This window comes from Colwellia sp. Bg11-28 (assembly GCF_002836245.1).
In the GTDB taxonomy this organism is placed as follows: Bacteria; Pseudomonadota; Gammaproteobacteria; order Enterobacterales; family Alteromonadaceae; genus Colwellia; species Colwellia psychrerythraea_A.
This window is the reverse complement of the sequence record NZ_PJBA01000006.1, coordinates 1,875,684-1,895,035: the sequence shown is the minus strand read 5'-3', so window position 1 is coordinate 1,895,035 and position 19,352 is coordinate 1,875,684. Positions and strand designations below refer to the sequence as shown.

Annotated in this window: 17 protein-coding genes and 1 pseudogene; all 18 read left to right on the top strand. The window is 34.0% G+C overall.

Annotated elements, in window-relative coordinates; translation table 11 throughout:
• Window positions 1–411 precede the first annotated feature (411 nt).
• The 18 genes and pseudogenes from CXF79_RS15455 (at window position 412) to CXF79_RS15370 (ending at window position 19,352) form a co-directional block, all read left to right on the top strand.
• Entirely contained in the window at window positions 412–1,416 is a 1,005-nt protein-coding gene (locus CXF79_RS15455) for a Wzz/FepE/Etk N-terminal domain-containing protein (RefSeq protein WP_442871897.1), read from the top strand.
• 238 nt (window positions 1,417–1,654) lie between these two features.
• Entirely contained in the window at window positions 1,655–2,176 is a 522-nt protein-coding gene (rfaH, locus tag CXF79_RS15450) for a transcription/translation regulatory transformer protein RfaH (RefSeq protein ID WP_101156015.1), read from the top strand.
• A 248-nt stretch (window positions 2,177–2,424) separates the two neighbouring features.
• Complete coding sequence (locus CXF79_RS15445) at window positions 2,425–2,964, top strand: GDP-mannose mannosyl hydrolase (protein ID WP_442871896.1); 540 nt, start codon at window positions 2,425–2,427, stop codon at window positions 2,962–2,964.
• On the top strand, window positions 2,965–4,368 hold the full coding sequence (locus CXF79_RS15440) for a mannose-1-phosphate guanylyltransferase/mannose-6-phosphate isomerase (RefSeq protein WP_101156011.1): 1,404 nt from the start codon (window positions 2,965–2,967) through the stop codon (window positions 4,366–4,368).
• Window positions 4,369–4,377: 9 nt separating this feature from the next.
• Window positions 4,378–4,953, top strand: a pseudogene (locus CXF79_RS15435) (phosphomannomutase); the annotation flags it as partial.
• A 304-nt stretch (window positions 4,954–5,257) separates the two neighbouring features.
• Complete coding sequence (gene gmd / locus CXF79_RS15430) at window positions 5,258–6,382, top strand: GDP-mannose 4,6-dehydratase (protein WP_101156007.1); 1,125 nt, start codon at window positions 5,258–5,260, stop codon at window positions 6,380–6,382.
• Between the two features lie 6 nt (window positions 6,383–6,388).
• The gene (locus CXF79_RS15425; protein ID WP_101156005.1) at window positions 6,389–7,315 is read left to right on the top strand and encodes a GDP-L-fucose synthase family protein; all 927 of its coding nucleotides are present in this window, start codon (window positions 6,389–6,391) and stop codon (window positions 7,313–7,315) included.
• On the top strand, window positions 7,308–8,483 hold the full coding sequence (locus CXF79_RS15420; RefSeq protein ID WP_101156003.1) for a DegT/DnrJ/EryC1/StrS family aminotransferase: 1,176 nt from the start codon (window positions 7,308–7,310) through the stop codon (window positions 8,481–8,483). Before CXF79_RS15425 ends, CXF79_RS15420 begins: the two co-directional genes overlap by 8 nt.
• A gap of 473 nt (window positions 8,484–8,956) precedes the next feature.
• The gene (locus CXF79_RS15415) at window positions 8,957–9,829 is read left to right on the top strand and encodes an alpha-1,2-fucosyltransferase (RefSeq protein WP_101156002.1); all 873 of its coding nucleotides are present in this window, start codon (window positions 8,957–8,959) and stop codon (window positions 9,827–9,829) included.
• Window positions 9,826–11,022, top strand: a complete 1,197-nt coding sequence (locus CXF79_RS15410) for a lipopolysaccharide biosynthesis protein (RefSeq protein ID WP_101156000.1) — start codon at window positions 9,826–9,828, stop codon at window positions 11,020–11,022. Before CXF79_RS15415 ends, CXF79_RS15410 begins: the two co-directional genes overlap by 4 nt.
• On the top strand, window positions 11,015–11,983 hold the full coding sequence (locus tag CXF79_RS15405) for a glycosyltransferase family 2 protein (RefSeq protein WP_101155998.1): 969 nt from the start codon (window positions 11,015–11,017) through the stop codon (window positions 11,981–11,983). The genes CXF79_RS15410 and CXF79_RS15405 overlap by 8 nt, the downstream gene beginning before the upstream one ends.
• Window positions 11,980–13,218: a hypothetical protein gene (locus CXF79_RS15400; protein WP_101155996.1), complete on the top strand. Its 1,239-nt coding sequence runs from the start codon at window positions 11,980–11,982 to the stop codon at window positions 13,216–13,218. The genes CXF79_RS15405 and CXF79_RS15400 overlap by 4 nt, the downstream gene beginning before the upstream one ends.
• Window positions 13,205–14,161 (top strand): glycosyltransferase, encoded by a 957-nt coding sequence (locus CXF79_RS15395; protein ID WP_101155994.1) that lies wholly within the window; start codon window positions 13,205–13,207, stop codon window positions 14,159–14,161. Before CXF79_RS15400 ends, CXF79_RS15395 begins: the two co-directional genes overlap by 14 nt.
• 2 nt (window positions 14,162–14,163) lie before the next feature.
• On the top strand, window positions 14,164–15,201 hold the full coding sequence (locus tag CXF79_RS15390; RefSeq protein ID WP_101156379.1) for a polysaccharide biosynthesis protein: 1,038 nt from the start codon (window positions 14,164–14,166) through the stop codon (window positions 15,199–15,201).
• The gene (locus CXF79_RS15385; RefSeq protein ID WP_101155992.1) at window positions 15,202–16,089 is read left to right on the top strand and encodes a dTDP-4-dehydrorhamnose reductase family protein; all 888 of its coding nucleotides are present in this window, start codon (window positions 15,202–15,204) and stop codon (window positions 16,087–16,089) included.
• Window positions 16,077–17,204, top strand: coding sequence for a non-hydrolyzing UDP-N-acetylglucosamine 2-epimerase (gene wecB / locus CXF79_RS15380; RefSeq protein WP_101155990.1), 1,128 nt, complete (start codon window positions 16,077–16,079; stop codon window positions 17,202–17,204). Before CXF79_RS15385 ends, wecB begins: the two co-directional genes overlap by 13 nt.
• Entirely contained in the window at window positions 17,204–18,430 is a 1,227-nt protein-coding gene (locus CXF79_RS15375) for a glycosyltransferase family 4 protein (RefSeq protein ID WP_101155988.1), read from the top strand. The genes wecB and CXF79_RS15375 overlap by 1 nt, the downstream gene beginning before the upstream one ends.
• On the top strand, window positions 18,423–19,352 hold the full coding sequence (locus CXF79_RS15370; protein ID WP_101155986.1) for an NAD-dependent epimerase/dehydratase family protein: 930 nt from the start codon (window positions 18,423–18,425) through the stop codon (window positions 19,350–19,352). Before CXF79_RS15375 ends, CXF79_RS15370 begins: the two co-directional genes overlap by 8 nt.

Here is a 19,352-nt window from a genome sequence, read left to right as displayed (position 1 = left end):
AAATTACATTATAAAGAGTACAAAAGCGTTTCACGCTACACTGAGTTTTTTATGTTTGATTGTTTTCTTTTTACTCTCAATGGTGAATAAATCAAACAATCGTCATTACCGATTTTTTTGATCGGAAATCCATTATTTATTCACATCATTTAAATACTTTTACTTTCTCAGTATAGCCAAGCAAGGGTATTATCGTTGGTAGTTTTATTACCTTAATTTTTTAATTATTTTAGGCTTTTTTTTACGGTGTAAATTTACTAAGGCTTTACATCAACCAAATAACCCAAAATAAAAAGCAAGAGAACTACTTCCCCCTTTAATTTTGTTCGAATTCTTCGTATAATGCGGAAAATTTTATTGTTGTTCGTTAAATCTATACGTTCAACATATGCCAATTGGATATGGTGAAAAGTGTCAAAGTCAGTAGAAAATACCCAAGCAATGCCAAATGATGTGAATACACAATTGTTACAACAGCAATTACTTCTACAAAACACTCAAAACCAAGACGATGAAATTGACTTAGCCGAACTTTGGCGCGCAATTTGGGCAGGTAAATTTACTATTATCATTATAAGCATGGTATTTGCGGTAGCCTCGGTGTTTTTTTCACTGTCAAGACCCGATATATATAAAGCCTCAGTAATGTTAGCCCCATCATCAAGTGAGGGGGGAGCAAGTGGTCTAGGAGCCCTTGCAGGACAATTTGGTGGTTTAGCCAGTATGGCTGGTATTAACCTTGGCGGTGGTGGTAAAACGGGACTTGCATTAGAAATTATCAACTCTCGCTCTTTTATCGAAAATTTCATTACCAAGCATGATTTATTAGTACCTTTGATGGCATCTAAAAAATGGGATAGAGCAAGTGATACTTTAATTATAGATGAAGAATTATATGATAAGGTTAGCAATAAATGGATTAGAAAAGTAAAAGCACCGAAAAAACCAGAACCATCTTCGTGGGAGGCTTATAAGGAGTTTTCTGAGTTGATAACTATTTCTCAAGACAAAGATTCATCTATGGTTAACATAGACATTGAATTTTTCTCTCCAGCATTAGCTAAACAATGGTTAACGTGGTTAATTCAAGATATTAACGAATTTATGCGTGCTCAAGACCAAATTGAGGCGAAAGCATCAATAGATTTTTTAACTAATCAATTAGTTAATATTAAAGTGGCTACTATGGAAACTGTATTTTATCAGTTGATTGAAGAACAGACTAAAAATATGATGTTAACTATGGTGAAAAAAGAATATGTACTTAAAACCATAGACCCCGCTCAAGTGCCTGATACCAAAGATAAACCCAAACGCGCATTAATTGTTGTGTTAGGTACTATTCTTGGTGGCATGTTATCTGTACTTATTGTTTTAGTGAGATACTTTACTAATCCAAAAGCTACGGTTAAATGAAGTGCATGACACAATATAGCAGAAGTATAATATATTGATTTATCAGCAAGCCACTGATTAAGCAAGAATAATCCTAGACTTATATATCTATTACTCCCAATTTTTTGAATAAGTAATAAATAATAAACAACAGTACTTGGTTATTATTTATTACTGATAAATCAATCAGATCTATGTATAATTCTTTGTGTCAATAAAGTGATGAGAAAAGAAAGAAATGCTTAATAGTATTTAGTTTATGGGAAATAAAATGAACGAAAGCTGGTTTTTATTAACAACAAAACCTAAAAGTGAACGAAGGGCTGTTGAAAACTTAATTTCACAAAACATTGAAGTTTACTTTCCTAAAGTCAAGAAGCTAAAAAAAAGACAAGGACATAAAGTCATCCTAGAAGAAGCTCTATTTCCTAATTATATATTTGTTAAGCTAGATACTGAAAAAGATAATTTTAATGCTATTCGCTCCACCAGAGGTGTGGGTAATTTCGTACGTTTTGGCTTAAATTACGGCAAAGTGTCCACTAAATTTATTAGCCAGTTATCAAGTGATTTAAATAATAAATCTGAGCTAACTAACTTAGAAACCTTAATCAATCTAAGTATAGGTGATGAGTTAGTTATCTTAAAAGGTCCCCTAACTGGCCTAAAAGGTATATACCAATGTAAAGATGGTTTAGAACGGTCTATTTTACTTTTAAATATGCTGGGTAAAGAAAATACAGTAATCATTGAAAACGATCAGTTTGACAAAGTTAGTTAACAAATTTTTAATTAATTAGAATTATACAAAAAATGCTAAATCTTGCTTATTGGAGCTAAACCAAAGGGCGGAAGCTTATTTAAATATTAATTATTTAAATAAGTCGACCTATTGACTAAAATAGAAATAGTATGGCGGGAAGACCGGTGATGCATTTTTTATAGGGGAAAGAGCTGTTTTTGAAAGGTCAAAAATGTGTCTCAATCACGACATAATTTGTCTAAAATGATAAAATGATCTGAGTATTGATGTTGAAAAAATTCAACATTTCATTGATGTATGGGAAAGAAATAATACGGATGTTAGCCGAAGATACATTTAAGACGGTTGTTGCCTCAACTCCATTAGTCTCGATCGATTTACTGGTACGAGATAGCCAAGGTAATATTTTATTAGGAAAACGCGTTAATCGACCTGCACAACGTGCATGGTTTGTGCCTGGTGGCAGAGTCTTAAAAGATGAACCCATTGAACAAGCATACACGCGTTTACTACAAATAGAGTTAGGAATGGATAAATCGCCAAGTTGTTTTAAGGGAGTCTATCAGCATTTTTATGATGATAATTTTTCTGACGACCCCTTCACAACTCATTACGTTGTGTTAGCCTATGAAGTTATCTTTAATGGTGACATATCTTCATTACCTGTTGCTCAACATAACGATTATCGCTGGTTTTCAGAAATGGCGTTGTTAAATCATGACGACGTCCATATTCATACCAAGTGGTATTTTCAAAAAGATAAACAAGCTGATAACTTGATTACAACATTAAAGTTAGGAATATAGATGATCACTCCCGTTATTATGGCTGGTGGCTCAGGCTCTCGCTTGTGGCCGCTTAGTCGCTCGTTATATCCCAAACAGTTTCTTGCCTTAAGCGGTGAGCTAACCATGCTTCAGACAACGGTACAACGTTTGTCTAACCTTGAAGTGAATTCACCTTTGGTTATTTGTAACGAAGAACATCGTTTTATTGTTGCGGAGCAGTTACGAGCGTTAGATATAACGGGCTCAATAATTCTAGAGCCCGTTGGTCGCAATACTGCCCCTGCAATCGCATTGGCAGCTGAAGTGACAGTAAATGACAATGACCCGTTATTACTGGTATTAGCCGCAGATCACGTTATTCAAAATACCGACGCCTTTACTGATGCTGTTAAAAATGCGATCCCACTTGCAGAAGTAGGCAAGCTTGTTACTTTCGGTATTGTCCCGACACAAGCCCATACAGGTTACGGCTATATTAAACGTGGCAATCCAGTATTAGGTTCAAGTGGTTATGACGTAAACGCCTTTGTAGAGAAGCCAGACGCAAATACCGCAGCGAACTATTTAGAAAGTGGTGAATATTACTGGAATAGCGGCATGTTTTTAATCAAAGCAAGCCGTTACTTGCAAGAGCTACAAAAATATCGCCCTGAAATATTTATGGCATGTAAAAAAGCATTAGATCATACCACACACGATAAAGATTTTGTTCGATTAGACGCCGAAACGTTTGCACTGTGTCCTGATGAGTCAGTAGATTATGCGGTAATGGAAAATACAACCGATGCAGTTGTAGTGCCATTAGATGCCGGCTGGAACGATATTGGCGCTTGGTCTGCTTTATGGGAAGTCAATGATAAAGACGAAGAAGGTAATACAACCTTTGGTGATACTATTTTACAAGATACAAGCAACAGTTTAATTCATGGTGGGGAGCGACTTATAGCCACTGTAGGATTAGACAATGTGGTTATCGTTGATACCAAAGATGCTTTATTGGTGGCATGTAAAGATAAAGTGCAAGACGTTAAGAAAATCGTTGAAAAACTAAAAGCTGAAAAGCGCAGTGAATTCAAAATTCACCGAGAAGTGTACCGTCCATGGGGTAAATACGACGCTATAGATAATGGAGAACGCTACCAAGTAAAACGTATAACTGTTAACCCAGGTGAAAAATTATCCAGCCAGATGCATCATCATAGAGCAGAGCACTGGATTGTTGTATCAGGCACGGCAAGTGTTACCAATGGAGAAAAAACATTTCTAGTCACAGAAAACGAATCAACCTATATTCCAATAGGCATTGTTCACTCGTTAGAAAACCCAGGTAAATTACCACTGGAAATGATAGAAGTACAGTCAGGCTCATATTTAGGTGAAGATGATATTGTCCGTTTTGAAGATCGTTACGGGCGAGTATAAACATTGATTATGACAAGCAAGTTAAATTTAGTGAGCGCTACAGTTATCTCAGAAAGCGGCGTTGCATTAGACACCAGTGGTGCCCGCGATTTAGTAACCCAATTTACCTCTGATGTATATGCAGCTTTTGCTGTTGCATTCATCGCGGGTATGAAACGCAATTTCAACTTTAAAACGGTTGCTATTGCCATAGACAATCGCCCAAGCAGCAATGCGATGGCACAATCATGTGCCAGTTCGCTAAAACAACTAAACCGTAACGTTATCTATTACGGTGTATTACCAACACCGGCATTAGCTTTCGTTGCTCAGGAAGATAAAATACCAGCCATTATGGTTACGGGTAGCTATATACCTTTTGATCGTAACGGTCTTAAGTTTTACCGTCCTGATGGTGAAATCAGTAAAGCCGATGAGCAAGTGATTACCATTGAGCAGATTGAATGTACATCACTTGCCGAATCAGTTGAACTAACAGTGGATTACCTCGCAGCGGAAGAATACATCACCCGTTATACCTCTTTATTTACGACGCCTTTTTTAACAGGTAAACGCATTGGTATTAATAAACATTCAAGTGCAGGGCATACAAGAACCTGCAAACTTATTAGCACAATTAGGTTTTAAAAGCGTTGATGAAACGGATGGTTTAAGAATCACATTAACAGATGGACGAATTATTCACTGACGCCCATCTGTTAATGCGTCTTGGCTACGCTACCACGTAGAGGCTTGAAATTATTTAAAGGCCAATGTGTGTTAAAACCAGTCTGAATAATATTCAAAGTTTGTAACATAAATGGCTACAATTAAACATTAAACATTAAACAATTAATTTTTATTTTCCGCTAAGCGGCAATATTTTAAAATTGAGTAAAGGAATTAAAAAATGTCAAAAAAAAAAGTTGCATTAATTACCGGTGTTACAGGTCAAGATGGCTCATATTTAGCCGAATTATTGTTAGAAAAGGGATATGAAGTACACGGTATTAAACGTAGAGCATCTTCGCTAAATACTGAGCGTGTAGACCATATTTATCAAGATAATCATGAAAATAATCAAAGCTTCTTTTTACATTATGGTGATTTAACGGATTCATCGAATCTGACGCGTATAATTAACGATGTGCAGCCAGATGAAGTATATAACTTGGGCGCTCAGTCTCACGTTGCTGTTTCTTTTGAGTGTCCAGAGTATACAGCCGATGTAGATGCAATGGGTACATTACGGTTACTTGAGGCTATTCGTTTTTTAGGTTTAGAAAAGAAAACAAAATTTTATCAGGCTTCAACATCTGAATTGTATGGTGAAGTACAAGAGATTCCGCAAAAAGAGACAACACCATTCCATCCACGTTCACCATACGCGGTTGCTAAAATGTATGCTTACTGGATTGTAGTAAACTATCGTGAATCTTATGGAATGTATGCATGTAATGGTATTTTATTTAACCATGAATCACCACGTCGAGGTGAGACATTTGTAACACGAAAAATTACCCGTGCAATAGCTAATATCTCACAAGGTTTAGAGCCTTGCTTATATTTAGGTAATATGGATGCATTACGGGATTGGGGTCACGCTAAAGATTATGTACGTATGCAGTGGATGATGTTGCAACAAGATGTAGCAGATGACTTCGTCATCGCTACAGGTAAGCAAATATCAGTTCGTGAATTTGTACGTATGTCAGCGCAGAATGTGGGTATTGAACTAGAGTTTACTGGCGAAGGTGTAAATGAAATCGCAAAAGTGATAGCAATTACCGGCAATAATGCCAAAGGTGTATCAGTAGGTGATGTGATCGTTAAAGTCGATACACGTTACTTCCGTCCTGCTGAAGTGGAAACGTTATTAGGTGATCCGACTAAAGCAAAAGAAAAACTTGGTTGGGTTCCGCAGATTACTGTTGAAGAAATGTGTGCAGAAATGGTAGATAATGATTTAAATAAAGCGAAGCAACATGCAATTTTAAAAAATCATGGCTATAACAAATCAGTTGCGGTTGAGTAGTTAAGAATGAAAATTTTATTAACTGGTGCTAACGGAATGGTTGGCCAAAATGTACTTGCCATTGCATCTGATTATCAGCATGACTTTTTGTCTCCAAGTAGTTCTGAACTGAATTTGTTAGACGCTCCCTCAGTGCATAAGTATATTGACAAGCACCAACCAGACATGGTGGTCCATGCCGCTGGTATTGTTGGAGGAATCCAAGCCAATATGGCGAAACCTGTTAAGTTTTTAGTAGATAATATGCTGATGGGGCTAAATATCCTTACTGCTGCAAATGACGCGGGAGTTACACGATTTTTAAATCTAAGTAGTTCGTGTATGTACCCTCGAGATGCGGTTAACCCTTTGTCTGAAGATTTAATTCTTAAAGGTGAACTTGAGCCAACTAATGAAGGTTATGCTCTCGCTAAGGTGACAAGTACACGTCTATGTGAATACATCTGTCAGGAAAACTCGATCCGTTTATATAAAACGATTATTCCATGTAACTTATATGGCCGTTTTGATAAATTTGACCCTAATCACTCTCATATGATTCCTGCTGTTATTCGTAAAATTGATGAAGCTAAGAGGAATAATATAGCAGAAATTGATATATGGGGTGATGGTCAAGCGCGTCGTGAATTTATGTATGCAGAAGATTTAGCCGAGTTTATTTTTTATGCACTAGATAACTTTGCAGCTATGCCACAAAACCTCAATGTAGGCTTAGGTACAGACTATACCATTAACGAATACTATCAAGCAGTATCTGATGTGGTTGGTTATACGGGAGAGTTTAAGCATGACCTAAGTAAACCTGTGGGGATGAGACAAAAACTAATTGATGATGCAAAGCTAAAAACGTTTGGCTGGGGTTACAAAACTAGCTTACAAGCAGGCATTCAAAAGACCTATGATTTTTATTTAAGTGAGTATTGTAATGACTAATTACGCTTTAGCAAGTAGTACGTGGGATGATAACGAATATTCTGCGATTCAACGAGTGATTGAATCTGATATGTTTACCATGGGAAAGGAAGTTGCTGAGTATGAAAAAGATTTTGCGACATTTTTCGGTTCAAAATATGCTCTAATGGTAAGCTCTGGCTCAACAGCGAACTTATTGATGATTGCTGCATTGTTCTTTACTAAAAATGAGTCATTAAAGCTTAAGCGTGGTGATGAAATTATTGTGCCTGCAGTTTCTTGGTCTACAACTTACTTTCCACTTCAGCAGTATGGGTTAAAGGTTAAGTTTGTTGATATCGATCTTGATACGCTAAATATGGATTTAGATAAGCTAGAAACTGCTATAACAGGAGAAACTCGCGCAATTCTGTCTGTTAATTTATTGGGCAACCCAAATGACTTCACTAGAATGAATGAAATTATTGCAGGGCGAGATATCTTTATCTTGGAAGATAACTGTGAATCAATGGGCGCAACTATTGATGGTAAACAAGCAGGCACATTTGGTGAGATGGGTACTTACAGTACGTTCTTTTCTCATCATATGGCGACGATGGAAGGTGGCTGTGTTGTAACAGATGATGAAGAGCTTTATCACATTTTACTTTGCATCCGAGCACATGGTTGGACACGAAATTTACCAAAGTTTAATAAAGTGAGCGGTGAGAAAAGTGATGACCCATTTGAAGAATCATTTAAGTTCATGTTACCGGGGTATAATGCCCGACCATTAGAAATGAGTGGTGCGTTAGGCATTGAGCAGCTTAAAAAATTGCCTGACTTTATTGAAACACGCCGTAAGAATGCAAAATTATTTCAAAGCCTATTTTCAAATCACCCTTACTTAAGTATTCAGCAAGAGACAGGTAATAGTAGCTGGTTTGGTTTTTCTTTGATTATCAAAAAAAATGCACCATATACTAGAGCTGAACTTGTTAAGCTATTATCTGATAATGGAATCGAGTGTCGTCCTATTGTTACTGGTAACTTCTTAAAAAACGTAGAAGTACTGGAATATTTTGATTATGAAGTATCAGGTAGCTTAGAAGCAGCGGAATACTTGGATGAGAACGGTTTGTTCGTTGGTAACCATCAGAATGAAATTGTAAAAGAAATTAACCTGTTGTCGGGAATACTGTGTGGTTAATTTTTGGTGCTATCTTGAATTTAAATTAGATATAAAACTGTGTGGCTGCATAATATTGGTAATTTAGCCTTTGAATGGTATGGGCTATAAATACTTGCTTATACAGGGAGCTATGGCAAAGACATATGAGCATAGCGATTTAGTTCTTCGAAGCTAGATATTAAAGCTTCTTTGACTAGTGATGATAGTCGCAGCTCTGCTGCGACTCGAATGATCAACTACGCGTATCAATAGATGAAGAACCATCGCGATTAGGAAAAAGACTCCTACTAGAATTCTAGTATATGTAGTTCATCTTGTTTCACATATTTACTTATTTTGTAAATAAATGAACTTGAAATTATAAATTTAAATCTAGAATGTTGCATAACCCTACTCTTGGTTGGCTCTCTGTATTTTTCGATGAATAATCATGTTACCTAAATCGTGTAAAGTCTTTGTAATAAAGTAGTTTGATTAAAGGAATATTCTCAATGAATAACAGTAAAATTATAAAAATAAATGGCGGTCTTGGTAATCAAATGTTTCAATATGCTTTAGCTTTTGCATTGAAAAATAAAGTTAATGCTTCCGTCAAATTTGATACTGAGTTATTAAACTCTAGTCGCACTGAATTTAAATTAAGTTTAGAACGATTTGGTATAATTATAGATCAAGCTACATTAATTGAAAAAATAAAGTATAGAGGTTTGGAAAGTAGTAAATACCGTAACCTTAGTGATTTTATAAATAATTCAACATCAATAAATATCCATAAAGGGTATTACAAAGAAAAAGAAAGAGCTACATACGATAAAACTGTTTTTGATTTAAGTATAAAATATCTTGATGGGTATTGGCAAACTGAAGAATATTTTTCTGACTTTCGATGTGAACTACTTAAAGAATTCGATTTAGAAGGGAAAGTTTCAAATAAAGTTCCTAACTATTTAAGGCAGATTTGCAATACCCCACATTCAGTCTCTATTCATGTAAGAAGAGGGGATTATTTGGCATTATCTGAATATCGAAATTTAACAGTTGATTATTACTCTGAAGCGGTAAACCTAATTAATGATAATTATCCTGAGTGCAAGTTTTTTGTGTTTTCAAATGATATTAATTGGTGTAAAGAAAATTTTTCATTTATTAAGGATGTTGTTTTTGTAGATTCAACTGTTGATGAATACGACGACATGTTTTTAATGTCGAAATGCCAAATTAACATAACCGCAAACTCTACTTTTAGTTGGTGGGCTGCTTGGATCAATAGCACACCTGGAAAAGTGGTGTATTGTCCAAAGATCTGGCGAAATGATCATGTAGGCAATTATAAAGGGATACCGAAGGGCTGGAATGTACTTTGATAAGCAATAAAAAAAATTTATTATATACTACAGCTAATCAGGTTGTGATTCTGATATTTTTATTGCTATTTAATAAGATTATTGCACAAGTATTTTCGAAAGAAGAAGTAGGAGAATACTTTGCTATAATGTCGTATTCTACTTTATTTTCATTGTGTTTATTTGCTCCTTTTAATCAATATTTCCAAAGAGAATTTCACACATTAAATAGAATTCCAATTTTTAATTTTCTTATTTTCTTATTAATTCCAGCTATAGTCTCAATGGTGATAATTTATGTTATTGATTTTGAAAATAAAGCGCTAATTACTACTCTAGTAATACTTTTCGGATTAAAAGATCCTTTTTTAGGATTTTTCAATCAAAATTTTGATAAAGCAATTCTCTTTTGGCTAAACTTCTTCGGGGGAATAACGAAGATCTCGTTTGTTACAGTCCCATTTCTCATTTATCTTCTCCCCAATAAACAAGCTATATCAGCACAGGCTTTTTCGGTGCTGATAATTATTTTGATGTCGGTTGTTATATTAGTTAAAAAACAATCATTTCAATTGTTTTCGAAAACTAAATTTGATTTTATCTTCCAGAGAAGGTTATATATAATATCTTTACCTTTAATTATCACTTCATTAATCGGGTGGTCAAGAGATATGGGAGTAAGAAGCATACTCTCTGTGAAACTAACTGCTGCTGATGTAGCCTCCTATTCGTTAATGCAAGGTGTATCTAACTTAGTTCCAACTTTTTTGTTAAGTGTTTTTTCGTTATATTTTTTGCCAAAAATATTCAATGAAACAATTTCTTTTAAAAAGGCTGCTAAATATGTATGTGCGGTTAGCATTATTTCTTTTTTTATTTTGTACATGATTTTTGATACTTTCAGTTCACAATTAGTTGTTTTATTTTTAGACATTCAATATGTTTCTGATGGGTATTTAATATCGTCTTTGTTGCTACCCAACTTTTTATTTTCTATTATCGGCTTTTTAAATTCATACTTTATTTTCCATAGAATTACATCTAGATTGATTGCTCCTAATCTTATAGTTGCTTTATGTTTACTCGTTTTAATGAGTGTTTATATTGACAAATTAGGATTATATGGTGTTTCTTGGATAATTTCAGCTGTTGCAATAATCAATATTTTATTGATTGCCTTTCTTATCAAAACTTCAAGGTCTGAGAATGAGTAACCCATTAATTTCAGTAGTAATGTCTGTGTATAACGGTAGTGTGTTTTTGCCGGAAGCTTTAGATAGTATAATAAATCAAACATATAAAGAAATTGAAATAATTATAGTGGATGATGGTTCCACTGATAATACATTAAACATATTAAAAAAATACGCTAAATCTGATAGCAGAATTAATTTAATCAGCAGAGATAATAAGGGGCTTGCTTACTCATTAAATGAAGCCATTAATTGCTCTAAAGGCTTATACATAGCACGTATGGATGCTGATGATGTAGCCCTGTTAGACAGAATTGAAAAACAAATTAAATATATGTTAGATAATGATATAGATATTTGTGGCACATACTTTAGAACATTCACAGGGCGTAATATTAATAAAAACATTACACGCCTTCCAATTAGTAATGAAGATATACGCTTTAAAATGATTGTTGGAACACCATTTGCGCATCCAAGTGTTATTGGTAAAACAGAAATATTTCAGAAACATAAATATAATCAATTACCGGCGGCACAAGACTACGATTTATGGAGTAGAATATCTTCGGATCAGTGTGTGAAATTTGGGAATATACCTGAAACTTTACTTTTATACAGAGAACATGATGGGCAAATAACTAAAGAAAAAAATGCGATTCAATGTTCTATAAAAAAAGAGGTTTCAATTAAATATTTTGAATCATGCTTTGGTCATGATATGCGGAAAAAGTTGTTCCAAAAATTAATAGAGATTAAAGAGAGAAAACAAATTACTGATACCACCTTTAATTCTGTATATAGTCATTCTTTAGACTTGTTTGTGGGAGGTAAAGGGAAATGTATCGCTCAGTATTTATACTATAAGTTTAAAGGAGGCAGTCTCACGAATAAAGACTTGGTTTTTTGTCTTTTGTTTGTTTTTAACTTCTCAGTAAATTCACCAATTGTAAATAAACTACATAGGAAGTTTAGAAAGTGATCCCAAGCTCTATTTTTAGAGGAGAAAAAAATATATATCTGCCTGTGTTTTTTCTTAGCTTTTTCCCTTCTTTCATGTTGGTTACATTTAATGTTGGTTCAATGACAATTGGACTAGTATTATCAATGCTGATAATTCATGTGCTTTATATCTTTAGTTTTCGTGTGAGGCTTACTAGGCTTCATTTTTTATTATCTTTTGTTGTTCTGTTTTCTATCATTAACTCTGTTGTTCAGAATTATGAGGTTTTATCATATAAAGCTATGCTAAATTGGTTTTTATTTTTTTATTTCCTTTTATTTACATTATTACTCTCTAAATTTTTAGTTAAATTCAAAGACAAAGAACTTAATATTCAAATTAGAAACATCTCGTATTATTTCATTATAATCGCATTTTTTTCAATCCTGATTAACTTCAATTATCCTTTTCCTGGTTATACTAATTTACACAAAGCAATATTTCCATTCGCAGAGCCAAGCCACTTTGCATTAACTGCTGCTTATTTTTTGATCCCCGCAGGGGTGCTTTATAACCAGAAGCAACGGGTATTGATACTGTGCTGCACTCTATTTTTAGCTTTTTGTTTACCAAGTAGTGTCATGCTAGTAGTTTCTCTTATCATGTTATATCTTTTTTTTGTAGGCACAGGGGTTTTACGAATATGTATTATTTTATTTTTTACCACTATAGGGTTTTTTTTGTTCTATTCGTTGAAAGATGCAAACCCAGATACTCTTATTTATTTTACAAGTCGGATGACATACGATGAAGACACTACAAATGTTAGCTTATTAGTTTTTCTCATGGGGTGGCAAGATGCTATAAACTCTTTAATCGCAACGAATGGACTGGGTTTAGGCATATTTCAAATGGGTATTGCTTTTAAAACGGGAGAATTTGGCGAAAGGATATATGATTTAGTTGGTTCTTATAAAAACTTAAAAGATGGTGGTAGTTTAGGTGCTAAATCTATATCTGAATTTGGTGTGTTAGGGATTTTAATGATTTTACTATATTTGAAGCAATGCTTTGTATCCTCTGAATTTATATTGAATCATAAAAATGATAAAAATATTCCTTCTATTTTGATTCTATCTCACTGTTGGATTGTTGTTTTTATTATAGAAATATTTGTACGAGCGACACATTATTTTTCTATTGGTTTTATATTAATGCTATCAGCATTAAGTATAATTAAAATTTTTAAAGGAAGGTTAGATGGAAAATTGTAACGTTCTAATTAGCGCTACTGCTGCGAAATATGGTGGTGGGAAGGCTATTTTAGAATTATTTTGTGAAAAAAAAGTTAACTGTGATAATTTTTATATTATTCTTTCACCACACCAACCTGAAGTATGTCCAAAAAACTATAGATGGATAAAAAAGGAAACTAATGGTTTTATTTCTCTCATTTTTAATGCTTTTTTATTAAGTTTCTATTATGTGTATTTTGATTGTATAAAAACAATTAACTTCAATAATTACAATCTTATTTTTCCTTTTAAAAATAGAGTCACTTACTTCCATAATTATCTAATTATTCAGTCAGGGGATATGAAATATAAACTTATTAGGGGATACTTAAAAATTTTCCAATCTAAAGTTAAATATGTTTTTCAAACACAAATGGTTAAAGATGATTTTATACGTACTTTTGGCTTTGGACTGGATGGAGATGTCAAATGGCCAGGAATAAAACGGATAAGTAATACCATTTATTCTTCCAGGGAGAAAAATAAGATTTTAGTGCCTATTACGAATCCATTAGATAAACATAAAAATATCAAATTAGTATATAAGTTGGCGGAAATTAATTCATCTCTCAATTTTTATATTACATCCGAAAAGATAGAACTTGAGGGGGATTTTAATAATATTCATTTTATAGGAATGTTGGAAAAGAGTGAATTTTACAGGCAAATCTCTACAAGCGAGGTTGTGCTCATTACATCTACTTTCGAAACTGTTTGTTTACCTATTTTTGAATCATTATACTGCGAAACTCCTGTTATAGCATATAAAGCAAAATATATAGAGGGAATTATAGAAAAAGAGGGTATAGAAAATATTAATTTATTTTATAATGAGGAAAATTTTTATGATGTTTTTTATAATTTATCATTTAAATCTATTTCAAAAAATTCAAATGTGTTTAAAGGTGATTGGGATATTTAATGATGTTTAATGATAAAGTTTTGTTAATAACTGGCGGTACAGGATCTTTTGGTAACGCAGTATTGAAACGTTTTTTAAATACGGGGATAAAAGAAATCCGCATCTTCTCTCGTGATGAGAAAAAACAAGATGATATGCGTAAAACCTTTAATAATGCCAATTTAAAGTTTTATATCGGTGATGTTCGTGACCCGCAAAGTATTTCAACCGCGATGCGTGGCGTTGATTATGTGTTCCATGCTGCAGCATTAAAACAGGTTCCCTCTTGTGAGTTCTATCCATTAGAGGCTGTTAAAACAAATGTCCTCGGTACCGAAAATGTTTTAGAGTCTGCAATTTTTCATGGTGTAAGTCGTGTGGTTTGCTTAAGTACAGATAAAGCTGTTTACCCGATCAATGCAATGGGCATATCTAAAGCAATGATGGAAAAAGTAATTGTTGCTAAAAGCCGTAACTTAGAAGGTACTAATACGGTTATATCTGGTACGCGATATGGTAACGTGATGGCGTCTCGTGGCTCTGTTATTCCGTTATTTATCCGTCAAATTATTGAAGGCACACCACTGACAATTACGGATCCGTCAATGACGCGTTTTATGATGACATTAGATGATGCGGTTGATTTGGTATTACATGCTTTTGAGCATGGTACCAACGGTGATATTTTTGTACAAAAAGCACCAGCTGCAACGATCAAGGTTTTAACTCAAGCTATTCTCGAAATGATAAGCAAACCTGAACATCAGGTTAATGTGATTGGTACACGACATGGTGAGAAGCTATTTGAAGCATTGTGTAGTCGTGAAGAGATGTTTGTCGCTCAAGATCAAGGTGATTATTACCGTATACCTGCTGATAATCGTGATTTGAATTATTCAAAATACTTTGAAGAAGGTGAACAAGACTTATCTGCGGTAGAGGATTATAACTCACACAATACTGAGCGTTTAGATGTTGAGGGAATGAAAACCTTGCTACGTAAGCTCAATTTTATGCGTGAAATAGAGTCGGGTAATGTATCTGTTCCAGAAGGTGTATAAATGAAAGTTTTAATTATTGGTGCAACAGGTATGCTTGGTTATAGCCTGTTTCAGGGCCTCAGTGATGCAGCTCATTTAGATGTTTATGGTACGGTTCGTAGTATTGAGGGTAAAGAGCCATTTTTCAGTGATTGTGAAAAGAGGCTTTTCAAAGGTGTTGATGTCAGTGATTTAGCAACTATAGAAGCTGTTTTTAAAGTAATTAACCCCGCTGTAGTTATTAACTGTATTGGTTTAATTAAACAACATAGTATTTCAAAGCAGCATGTCGATGCAATTGCTATCAATAGTCTGTTGCCTCATCAGCTTGCGAGTTTATGTGATAACTATTCATGCAAATTAATTCATTTTTCTACTGATTGTATTTTTGATGGAAAAAAAGGCTTATACACAGAGAACGATACACCTGATGCTTTAGATTTATATGGTCGTTCAAAATGTTTAGGTGAAGTTGATTATGCTCCTCATCTTACGCTTAGAACTTCAATAATAGGTCATGAGTTAAACTCGACTGTAAGTTTAGTTGACTGGTTCTTATCTCAAGAAAGTAGAACAAAAGGTTTTTCTAAAGCAATTTTTTCGGGCTTACCAACTTGTGTTATTGCTCGGTTCCTTATTGAAAAAATACTACCTGCAAGTGACTTGGTTGGCTTATATCAGTTAAGTGTTGAGCCAATCGATAAATTTACATTGCTCCATGCTATTGCAGAAAAATACTGTAAAAAGATAGAGATAATCGAATCAACCGATCTACATATAGATCGTTCATTAAGTTCAAATCGATTACGTGATGCATTAAATTTAGAAATACCTTCGTGGAAGGCACTTATTTCAGAAATGCATGATGACTATAAATATAGATATGAGAAATACAGATGCAAAAATTAAAAGTAGCAACCATTGTAGGTACTCGGCCAGAGATTATCCGTTTATCTAGAACAATCGCCAAATTAGATAAATACTGCGACCATACATTAATTCATACTGGTCAAAATTATGATTATGAGTTAAACCAGATATTTTTTGATGATTTAGGTATTCGTGCTCCAGATGTGTTTTTAGAATGTGCGGGTGAAACGGCCGCTGATACAATGGCACAAGTTATCAGTAAATCAGATAAAGTTTTCTCTGATCTGCAGCCTGATGCATTACTTATTTTAGGTGACACCAATAGTGCGCTTTCTGCTATTTCTGCAAAACGTAGAAAAATTCCAATTTTTCATATGGAAGCGGGAAATCGTTGTTTTGATCTGCGTGTGCCGGAAGAGATAAATCGTAAAATAGTTGATCATATATCTGATGTTAATATGCCGTATAGTGATATTGCTCGTGAATATCTATTACGCGAAGGGTTAAAGCCTGAATTCATAATCAAAACTGGTAGCCCGATGGATGAGGTACTGTCTTTTTATAAAGAGAGTATTAATTCATCCAATGTATTGTCTCGTTTAGCGCTTGAAGTGGGAAAATACTTTGTTGTCAGTGTTCACCGAGAAGAAAATGTTGATTCAGAATCAAATATTCATAAATATGTTAGCGTGTTAAATACGCTTGCAGATAACTTTGGTTTACCAATTATTGTTTCAACGCACCCGAGAACCCGTAAAAAAATAGAAGCGTTAAACCTTCAGTTTTCACCATTGGTTCAACTGTTAAAACCACTAGGGTTTTCTGATTACGTAAAGCTTCAATGTGATTCTAAATTAGTCTTAAGTGACAGTGGGACTATTACCGAAGAGTCTTCTATTATGAACTTTTCAGCGCTCAATATTCGTGAAGCCCAAGAAAGACCAGAGGGTTTTGAAGAAGGCGCGGTTATGTTTACTGGTATGGAGATTGATCGGATATTACAGGCTATTGACATATTGGAAGATCAAAACGATGGTGATAAACGAACTCTGAATATAGTCGCTGATTACGTTGCACCAAATGTATCAGATAAAGTGGTACGAATTATTACTAGTTATACAGATTATGTTAATAAATTTGTTTGGAAAAAGTAATGAAAATATTGCTTGTTTCACAATACTTTTATCCAGAGCCCTTTATTATCAATGATCTTGTTAAAACCCTTGTAGAAGAGGGCCATGAAGTTGTAGTTTATACTGGTAAGCCAAATTATCCGGAAGGTGAAATCTACTCAGGGTTCTCTTCAAAGGGATTTAAGAAAGAACTCTTTAATGATTCTGTTAAGGTGTATCGAGTACCTTTAAGACCTCGTGGGAAATCAGGAGCTAAAAATTTATTATTAAACTATTTATCTTTTGTCTTTTCTGGTACGAGGTATTTAAATCGAATTGAAGAGAAAGACTTTGATGTGATATTTTCTTTTGGACTATCTCCTATAACCTCAGTCATTCCAGCAATAATTTATAAATGGAAAACAAAAAAGAAACTTTTTTTATGGGTGCAGGACTTATGGCCTGAGAGCCTAGTAGCAACTGGTTATGTAAAGAATACAGTTGTATTAGCTATTGTTAAGTTAATGGTAAGGTGGATTTATAGCTGCTGTGATGGAATACTTATCCAGTCAAAAGGTTTTCACAAACCGATCTCTGAATATGTAAAAAATAGTAAAATTATTTACTACCCAAATTCAATAAAAATACCAGGAAATATTGCAGAAATCGAGCTTCCTGAAAAGATAAGTACATTGTTAGATAGTTCTTTTTGTGTGGTTTTTGCTGGAAATCTGGGTAAAGCGCAATCATTAGCAACTATTGTAGATGTCGCTGAAAAAATGAATGATCTTATCAATTTTAAAATTGTTTTAGTTGGTAGTGGCAGTGAATTAGAATGGTTAAAAGAGCAAAAGAAAACTCGCAATTTGAATAACCTTGCAATAGTAGGCCGACTCCCGATGGAGGTTATGGCTTCTGTTTATAATAAGTCAGATGCTCTACTTGTAACTTTAACCGATAATGAAATTATTAACCTTACTATACCAAGTAAAATCCAAAGTTACTTATCTGCGGGTAAACCCATTATTGCTGCTCTAAATGGTGAGGGCTCTAAAGTTATTCAAGCATCAAACTGTGGCTTAGTATCTGAAGCTGGTAATTCTGATGAACTTGAAAAAAATATTAGACGACTACATTTGATGGATGAATTTGAAAGAAACAAAATGGGGGCTAGCGGAATCAAGTATTTTAATGAGCATTTCAATATGGTCTGTCAAACTAAAAATTTAATCAATATATTGCAAGAAAGAATAATTACAGATGAATAAAAAAAAAGTATTAATAACAGGCGCAAATGGCTTTGTCGGTTCTTGTTTATGCAAAACAATTAATGACAGTTGTACAATAGTAAAACAAGTCAGAAAAATAGATAAAAACAAACTTTCAAAAAGTCGGGAGATTGAACTTAATATTAATGGGGAAACTGATTGGTTTTCACATTTAGTAGGTATTGATACTATTGTGCATCTTGCATCAATTGCACATAATAACTCAGATGACTTGAAAATACTAAATGAAGTAAATGTTAATGGTACCGATCACCTAGGCAAACAAGCAGCCAAAGCAGGGGTTAGACGTTTTATATTTATTAGCTCAATCGGGGTTTTAGGTTGTGATACTACAGGTAAAAAAATATTCGATGACTCTTCAATTGTCTCGCCACATTCACAATACACACAGTCAAAGTTTGCTGCTGAAAATGCATTGTTGAAAATAGCCGATGAGACAGATTTAGAAGTTGTTATTATTCGTCCTGTTCTTGTTTATGGGAAAAATGCGCCTGGTAATTTTGGCAAATTAGTTAATTTAATAAATAAAGTACCAGTGTTGCCTTTTGGTTTCTGTAATAATAAGCGCAGTTTCATTTCTGTAGATAACTTATCGAATTTTATCTCGGTTTGTATTGAACATCCAAAGGCGAAAAACGAAATATTTTGTATTTCAGATGGTGTGGATATTTCTATTAAAGAATTTACCAAAGGAATTGCAAAAGGCTTAGATAAACGTTTGTTGCAATTTCCAGTCCCCAATTTTATTTTTAAATTGCTAGGGAAACTTACCGGTAAACAAGCTCAAGTTGACCAGCTAGTTGGTGATCTTCAAGTGAACTCAAGCAGGGCTAGAAATTTGCTTAATTGGAATCCTCCTTTTACTATGGCTGATACTTTCAGTCGTTTAACCAAAAAATGA